This is a genomic window from Flavobacterium supellecticarium, assembly GCF_004801375.1.
Classification (GTDB): Bacteria; Bacteroidota; Bacteroidia; order Flavobacteriales; family Flavobacteriaceae; genus Flavobacterium; species Flavobacterium supellecticarium.
The window spans coordinates 146,230-156,181 of the sequence record NZ_SSNZ01000009.1 but is presented as its reverse complement, the minus strand read 5'-3'; the positions used below and the strand labels follow the sequence as shown (position 1 = coordinate 156,181).

1 protein-coding gene is annotated in these 9,952 nt (G+C 39.2%); it reads right to left on the bottom strand.

What is annotated here, in order from left to right; translation table 11 throughout:
• A partial coding sequence (locus E6C50_RS15500) for a thrombospondin type 3 repeat-containing protein (RefSeq protein ID WP_211089558.1) occupies positions 1–9,942 on the bottom strand: 9,942 nt, incomplete at its 3' end.
• Between the last annotated feature and the right edge of the window lie 10 nt (positions 9,943–9,952).

Sequence of the window (9,952 nt, the reverse complement as noted above, 5' to 3'; positions counted from 1 at the left end):
ACGGAAGGTATAGTTTATACTATTCCCTTCACCTTTAACTTCATCGTCCTTTTCCTGGTTTTGGAATCCATAACGATATGATTCTGAGGATTCGTGACGGTTTGGCACTAGCATCCCAAACGGATAGTAATCATTGTATGAAATTACATCTGGTAAAAACAGATAATTCGTACCATAACGTCCTAATAGTTTACGATCGGTAACTACGGAAAGAACGTTCCCTAAATGGTTCGATAATTCATAGTTTTTATCCCCTACAAAACGATAGGCTGTAACCGGCGTTCCAATTGCTGCAGATGTACCCTGTCCTTGATCCAATCCTTCACAAACATCTCCAATACCATCACCATCAGCATCTTCCTGACCCGGGTTGTAAATCGTTCTACAGTTGTCACAAGCATCACCTCTTCCGTCACCATCCGTATCAATCTGATTGTAGTTTGGATTGTTGATACAGTTGTCACAAACATCTCCTCTACCATCACCATCAGCATCGGCCTGGTTTGGATTATACGTGTACATACAGTTGTCACAAACATCTCCAACACCATCACCATCCACATCACTCTGATTCGGGTTAAATTTATTCGGACAGTTGTCCACTGCATCCGGAATTCCATCACCATCAGAATCTAATGCTGTTGGTCCACAATACGATTGTGAATACGGAACACCATTATTCGTCATTGTTAACAAGTTGTTTGTTGACGATGGATTTCCAAAGCCTTCATCAAACGGGAAGACATATACCGGAGTATTATCTGACCCCTGACCATTATTTACAGTATAGGTGAAATCACACATTTCAACAGGTACTCCCTGGAAAGAATTCCCAAAATAGTTCCCGTCTACATTCCCATATGTTTTTGAGGTTTTACCTAAAGTGTTCGAAACAGGATCTGGCTCCGGGAATTCTCTTGTATCACCGGATTCCGGTCCGTTTAACTCTTGATTTACATTCGTTATAAAATCTCTCGACGTGTAAACATTTCCGTTAATCGTAAACTGTGGGCTAAAATTATCACCATTCACCGATACCTTCGCATGGAAATTCCATTCTGTTTCCGGTATCGCATTTCTTAATTCGTATGTCCAAACAGTTTTATAGTTTCTATAATTCCAACGTCTGTGGAAAACAAAGAACGGTTTATAACGGTGGAACCTTTTTGTATATTTTTCAACTTCTAATGCCGGCACATAGGCGCCATTGGCATTTCTCTTAATCACAATACGCGCAATACTATTATCCCATTGTTTATATTCCGGTCTTCGGGCACCATCCAAAGTTACTAACGCATGATTTTGATTGACAGTCATCGCTGAGCCGCCAACAATTTTGAAATTCGTTCTGATTTCAAATTCCTGTGTTTTCCCTCCAGATTGATCAAAGAAATTGATACTCTTGTCGCCATCGCCCCAAGTAACATTGTTATTTCCGCTAAACGATAATCCCCAGATAGAAGACGGATTTGTTAATAACGCCTGCGAAACATTATCTGCAATTTGTGCCGTAGCTACAAGTGCATCCATTCGTAAAGCGATTCCTCTTCCGGTATCTGCATTAAGCTCTTTTCTACCTTTTTCAACTCCAAGACGGCTACTTCCGTAAATCTCCTGCTCAACCAGGTAGTATTTTGCCGGTTGCCCCCATGTTTTGACCATTTCATAGGTACTCAATGTATTTCCTTGAGCATCGCGTTGGTAGAACGTAGTGGTCACATCGTTTCCATTGGTAACGATTTTAGCAATTCTTTTTCCTAAACCATCATATTCAAAATCAATTACCGTTCCGTTTGCTTTGGTTACCGTTTTCACTTTACCATCCACTCTCCAGCTAATATTTAAGCCTTCTTTTTCATCACGGGTTAACTGACCAATCTCATCATACTGGTAGTTGTTTTTATCCTGATCATCGATATCCAAGGTGGTATCATTCGGATTCGACGGATCATTGGTAAACGCTCCGTTAGGAACGGCATCATCAATATGCATCAGCTTATTCGTTCCATCCTGATAATGATATCGCAATTCATCCATTACTTCAGTGTATGCGCTATTTTTATCTCTCGGGGCGGTACGATTTAATGTGAGTATGTTACCATTTCTATCATACGAATACTCCGATTGATAGGACGTTTCATTAAAGAAATCACTAACTCTTAAGGAATTCATTGCCTTAATTCTATTTAACTGATCATATCTGTAATAATTATACTGTGAGAATAAATTTCCTTGCGATAAATCCATTAAAGAAGTAACCATCGCTTTTATGTTTCCATTATACAAATCGTTATTACCTCCTAAATTTACTGTATTGGTATAATACAGAAGTGAATTATCAACACTATTTACAACATGATGTCTGGAAGCATAATCACCATTATAATAATGAAGTGCAAATGCAAATGCATCTTTAGCGGTCCCACTCTGAGCAATTCCATCTTGGCCAATATCACTGGTTGAATAGAAACTTCTTCTCACCGCGCCTAATTTTTCCGAGTTTACCCCTTTAAGCCATCCCTGAAGCGTATAGAAATAATCCAATCCCTGAACTTGCTTATCTCCAATTACAAGTCGTGCTAAAGGTCCATGCTCATAATAGTCGTATTTCGCTTCTTTTTCCCATACGATTTTATCCTTACTGGTATAAACCTGCGTAATTCGGTTATCGGCATCATACTCATAACGATGAATAAACTGATCCGCTTTTTTAGGCTGGTACGTAACACTATTTACGTTTCCGCTAATCAAATCGTAATCGTAGATCACTTTTTTGACATCCTGGTTTAAACTTTTTAAGACCTCTTTATTCGTATGATAAATAAGTTCTTTTACGTTTCCATGGATATCATAATCGTACAAAATCGCATTATCATATAGCTCATTCGCGATAATTTTTTGTTCATCAAAGTTTACGCCATCTTCCAGGATGCTATACGTTAGTATAGCTGTAACTCTTTTGTGGTTATTATTATCGGAATACGATTCAAACCAGCCGGTACTATTTTCAACCGGGGTATCATAAACCGTTCGCGTTACTTCATAACGTCTATAATTATACGTTTCCAGCTCGCCTACAGGAGAACCTCCTATGATAACATTTCCTTCTTCGTTAATATAAGCTTGCTGAGGCTCGTATTCTCCAGCTTCCACAACACGTCCAAGACCATCATAACGTGTATAACTAAATCTTGGTTTCGGCATCGCAGCCTGTTTTGCATTTTGTGAGGCAATAATACGTCCCAACTGATCGTAAGCAAATCGCGTTTCGCCACCATCCGGTGTTTTTTGCCATACCAACTGATTCAGGGAGTTATAACGGTATACCGTTTTCATCGTGTGACCTGGATCTACCACAATACCGTTTACAACTTGTTGCTCTTCTTCTGGCGTCGTGTTTCGAACAGCATTAATAGTACTGTCGGCTCCAGGTGCTAATCGGGATACCCCTTGCGGTGGAACCGTTTGCACTAAGTTTCCTGCCTGATCATAATAGTATAATGTATATTGGTATTCTTTATCATAAGACACTTTCGTCATCGACTCCTGTAATCCGTTGATAGCGGCCTGAATATATTTTTGTTTAAATTCTTCTCGTTTTGTAGCAAAATATTGCTCCATTAATTCCTGTAAATAAGTCTGTTGTACCGAGTGTACAAAAATCTCACAAGGGGTAGGAATATCATCTACTTGCAGATTAATAGTTGGAACCATTGGTGCCGGAGGACAAATTTTATTTTCCGTCACATATTGATTTACGAATTCACTCCACTCAATAAACGGATGCGACATCAAATACGTACCATAGGCATTAATAACCATTTGGGTACCATTATAACCATAATTCAAATTGGTTGCTCCGAATTCACTTATCGATATAAAGGCCGGCATACTAACATCGTAAGCTCCCGTTACATTCAAATAATGTATATAATCTGTAACCAGATAACCTAAGTTGGCTTCACAGAAATATTTCGCATCTTGAGCCAAATGATCCGGCATTTGATACCCTTGTACGATATCCATTATATCGCGGAACTGGAACCATTTATCCACACAAGCCATCGGAGGAACGGTAGACGGTATACAAGATGTACAAGGCACCTGAATTACGGAATTACATTTTCGTGCAGTAATACATTTACTGGTACCGTTGGCAACAATTTGTGCTCCGGTATTCGTTGTAACCGTAGCTGTAAAATTACCCGATTGTGTATTGGTAAATGACAATCCCGAAATATTCGTAACATTTGCAAACGAAACACCTGGTACTGTAAACACTACTTCACATTCCGATTCTTTGGCAAACGTAAATCCAATTTGAGAACTGGCACTATTTTCTACTTTGTAGAAGTTATTGATACTGGCTGACGGAGCCGCTCCAGATAACTGAACGTACGTATTTAAAGCCGGTAATCCGTTAGCAGTAGAACCATCGGCCACTGTTTGTTGTTGTATAAGATCCTTTAACACGGATGTCAATGCATTTGTCACTCCGAATTCCTCTTCGCAGAACGCTTGCTGAAGGCAGCTTATCGTACCATAAGCTTCCTGAATTCCGGCCGGAAAAGTCGCTCCAAATCGGTCACCATCCGAAAACGGACCATGATGAACAAAAACACTAAAAGCATACGTATTATTGCCTAAATCCTGAAGTATCTTAAAGTTGGAAAAATGCGTAATACTCTGGACGTAAGTGTTAAAAGCCCCCCCTCTCTTTGGATGAGTATAAAGCGGAAGCTCAAATTGACATGCCGATGAACCGGCAAAGAAATTAAACTTAATTCCACTTTGGGTTGATAATCCGTTAGACCAGCTGGTTTTATACTGGTTCACCGTTGGATTGTTACCAATAATGTAAGGTGCTACAGCCTGCATTTCAACCGGATTATATCCATCTGCTATAATACTTGGTAAAAATGGTCCGGAATTGCCTCCTACACTCCAAAGATGATTCGTCAGGTTTAAGAAATTAGCACCAGCAACTTGCATCTGAGAAACTTCTTCCGTACAGATACAACTATAGTTTAATGGTGTGATACGTCCATTTAAGGTAAACACCTGATCTTTTAGATCCAGATAGCTGATTGCAATTTTGTCATCACCACTTGCAACACCATTCACCATATTTTTTTCAATCTTTATTCCCGTTACTCTATAAAAAGAGCCCGGAAGGAAAGATGGGTTTCCGGATTCGTTCACCAGATTATAAATTGTAAACGGAGTTGGACCGTTAACCGTAAAACTGGTACTCGGACTACACGACCAGGTCGAATTTAATGCTAAGTCGCTTAATATCTCCGGCATAACACTGCTGCCATAGGTATATTTATCATTCGGAGCACCATTTAAGGCTACACCAGATGTAAACAATTGTCCAGGAATATTTGGATTTGTTCCTTTTAAAGCATTCATAACGCGTACCAATGCTTTTTCAAAACGCACTCGTTTGTCGCAATTTTCACCTGTTTCACCAGCTGAATCGCCAAAACTACATTGTCCGATAGCTGCTTTAACAGTTCCTTCAAGTACGATCTCTTCAAGAGCCGGGCAACTTGTTCCCGTAAGTCTTTTTAGAACTGCAACAATCTGGAATTTATAGGTATTATTGGCCGCATTAAATGATCCCGGCACATAATAAATGTTCTTGAAATCAACAATCTTAAAGTTTGTATTATAAGCCGTCCATGTAGGAGCCGGTAACGTTTCGTTACAACCATTCATATAGGAGCCTATAGATAAAGTTTGTGTCAGAATTCTAAGTTCGATCGGTTGTGAAATAACACCGCTCGCGGTATTAAAAGTAAGATTCAAACTCGCTCCACCATTAACAATATTTCCATTAATGGTAACATTTTGTGGGTTTGCCGCATAAGCAGCCGGGTCTAACAATACCGAATTAAATAAATCCGGAGTTAACATCGGCATGCTGTACGCATTAAAGCCGTAAAGTAATAATCCCTGGCTCTGGAAAGAAGGATTGATCAATCCTTTTAATAAACTTTCGGTATCCACTAATAATGGACATTTTCCAGTTTGCTGATACGTATGTGCATCCGCGTCGGCAGTCGCATCGGCAATTGCCTGTGCTCCCGGAACACCGGAGTTAAAGCCGTAATCGGCTGATATAAATCGTTTTTCTTTGTTTTTATAGTAACCCACTGTAGTTGTAGAACAAGCCAGTATTGTACCGGCAGGCGTTGTTGGAACCGGAGTTGCAAAAGCCTGGTTGATTCGTTGTAACAAGTTACTATAATTACCTGTTGTATTATATTTTTCAAATAGTGTTACAAAAGTATCAACGTTCTGTACGTCGCCAATACAACCGTTATAACCACTATTTCTCAAAGCAAACATATGGGAATATACCGTTCTCGTTTTTTGTTTAAACGCGATATAGTTATTCACAAAGCTCTTCCAAACACGCTCTTTTTCACTTGGATTCAGCGCATTAAGAATTGGAAGCAACTGGTTAAGCGGAGATGTAACCAAACTCTGATAGGTAGAAGCTGGCGCGATTCCATTACCAAAAACAGTCGTATAATACGCCATCTGAAGCATATTCAATCGGGCATTATTAGCCAATTTAATACCTTCATAATTGGTATTCATCGCTTCCACCAACAAATTCCTTCTCAGGGTAAAATCAGCAGCCGTTTCTACCTCGTACGAAATACCCTGTGCAGGCATTGTTGTAATCTGACTGTTATAGAAAGGGTCATTAGCCGTAATATTGACTAAATTTTGTGCCATTCCATTTGTTGTAAAGACATTGGTATAATCCAAGGCTTTAAGTTTCTCATCAAAGCTATCCGAATTATCTCCGGCTGAATTTGTTTTAGCACAAATTGCTTTATTATATTTCAAATACTGGTATTCCGGGTGGTATGGTAATAACGATTCTGCCCAACTAGCTTGCCAGTTATTTACAAAATCCGTTACATTTCTTAAATATTGCGGACGTACATATTTATTATTGGAAGTAGGATCCAGTGGATCATCTTCGACACTAGCCGAAGGCATAATTTCCGGAATATAGGTGTTGTAATTAATTCTTTCTACTTTAACCTTTGCAACATCACCATTATCATCCATATATGGCGTTGCCGGTCTTCTCCAGTTATAGTTCGATACATTTTGTGTAACGGTTAATCCGGTATCCAAATCGACATACGTCTGTGTTGAAGAACCTCCATATAACAATTGGTTGTCTTCATTAAACAAACTCAAGGTATCATCTACACTGGTTGCAGGTGTTGTTGTTCCACCCGGTTGTGCCGTTGGGAAATCGATTCCTGAAATTGATCCGTATTGTCCGTGCGGACTAACATCCGATAACAATATACTGGTATTGATATTACAGGTATCTCCCGGTTGTATACACAATTCTCTACAACCATCTAACATTGCTCTAAGTTCCTTTTTGAAACGAGTCACATATATATTGATGGTATACTGTGAAACAAGTCCATTCTGATCTACATATATTGATCCATTATATGCAAATGAACTTCCTGCGAAATTGGTATTCAAATTGTCGATTACATATTTTCGTTCGGCAAGTAAGACATAATATTCTCTTACATTGATGTCACCCAATACACTTTCGTCTGTACCAGCAGGGAACGTTGTTCTATATGCTGCACATTCCTGTGGAGTCAAATAGGTACAGATCAGCGCTTCTTCACAACTTCTACACGTCACGTGACAGTCTTCTTCGCTAATATCGACCGTAAAGGCTCCTAAATCCGGATAACACACATTGGTCTCTTGTTTTAGTAATGTGATATAATCATCCGCATATTGCTCTAAAGCTGCTTGATTCACCCGGATATCTTTATTCAAAGTATACGAACCTATTTTTAGCACACCCGTCCCAGCACTATAATTTAAAACAATCGGTGGTGCGTAGGGTGTAAACGAATTTAGATTAACCGATCCTAATTGTATATAGTTAACAGATCCGTCGCCTCGTCTAAGTAATAAATCGTTCCCACAATCGTCCTTAAGTCGGATGACCCAATCAAAGACAAAAGGATAGTGTTTTCCGCCCATACAATAGTCAGTATAACTATTCGTGGTATGCGTTAGTCCATAATTAAATGTTAACGATTCATCCTTAACAACACCTATCTGCTTATTTGATCGTACTCCATCCAACAGAATTCCGTTTAGTCCAGTAGCATAGGCATCGTTATTCGACAACACATTAGCCGTTGTCATCTGGTGTAATGCGTTATTGGTTTCATCTTCCAATGACACCATAGGCTCTTTCTGATTGTCTCCGGCCAGCGCGGTAGCAACAGTTCTTCCCTGAGGATCCAGATAACTGATACTAACCTGTTTGTTCGGATCGACAACTACATTCTTTTTATAGCGTTTGAAATCCCCTACTTTATATCCGAAAAGTCGGTTTAATTCTTCCTGATCCGGTTGCAAATAAAAATAACTCATTTCATGACCGGTACCCAATTGAAGATCTTGCCCTACACTTCCTTTTCTTCGGATTCTTCCGGTATTATCTGGTGTATATTCAATCTGAGAAAAAGGATATTTATTGGCATTCGGCACATAATCCTGGTAGTTTCCTACTATTGTATTTTGTTCCGAATAATATTTACTGGCACCCGAGTTTTTTGACATTCCCGGTGGCACTATAGGTTCGCAGATTAATCCATTGAGTCGGTCCCAATCGAAATCATGATGGGTAAAAACCTTCCCGGCATCATTTTTATTTAAGTCCCGGTAATAACGAATACCGGAAGCTTCGATAGGCGTTGGCAATACTTCTACAGCTACACGTCCCTGGTTATCATATACTGACTCTCCAACAATTGTTTTATTATTGGTATTGGTTTTTGTAACCGTTTGACGGTTACGCAAAGTACCGTCGAAATAACTTACAACTTCTTTTTTCTTACCGTCTTCAGCAAAAGAGGCCTGATATTGCCAGTTCTTTTTACCTACTTCGTGATCGGCATCAATTTCAAGGAAAGTACCCCAGTTAGCTACATTCTGGAAAGCACCGGCCAATCCTGAAGACCAGGTTCCAAAATAGCTCTTTTTTGTATCGTCCAGGAAGCGTCCAACCGGTCTTACACGATATACCAGATATCCTTTGGAAAACACCAACGGAATTCTGTACTTTAACTCTTTGGTTTGTACTCTTGTACTATTCAGTTTAAAATCCTGCTCTGTTAAGGTAATCTGGTTTGGCAACAATTTCACACCATTTGGTCCAAAGTTATCTACCCAGGTCCATTCCAGTTCATATTCCGTCGCTGGTGCTTCATTATAGCGCGTCCAGTTGATTTCTAATTCTTCGGCACCATCACTTACATTGTTAACGATCATTTCCGACATTCCATTGTACTTAATGAGTCTTTTCGTAACCGGATTAACCGTTGTATTTTTAATATTATAATAGCGATCCGTTTTAAACGTTAGCCTTAAATAAGCCGCAGAATTACTAACCAAAGGGATAACCTGATCCATTGCGTCCATATAACGTATTTCCTCTACTGCAACATTGGCTTTATGAATACCTGGTAATTTATACACCACATAATCATTCATTTTTACCGTTTCGGTTACATTATCACGTTTAATCTTTAGCGTAATAGTATAAGCATTCAAAGAACCATTCGAATTATTAAATGGCATAACTTTTAGCCGTACCTCACAAGAGTATATGGCCAAATTTGCCGCCGTATTGATTAAATCGTCCTGAAACCCAAAATGGACATATACCGCGGGATCTACAGATGTAAAAACATTCTGCTGACTTAAAGAAGCATATTTTGGATCGACGACCTGAAGCATGGGTAAACTATGCAACTGGCTACCCGAACTATAGCTTCCCATCGTTTCTTCCTGTTGTCCAAAAACAAATGCTGTAAATAATGTAAATACTAAAATAAATAAACGCTTAGGGATATACATATATCTGATT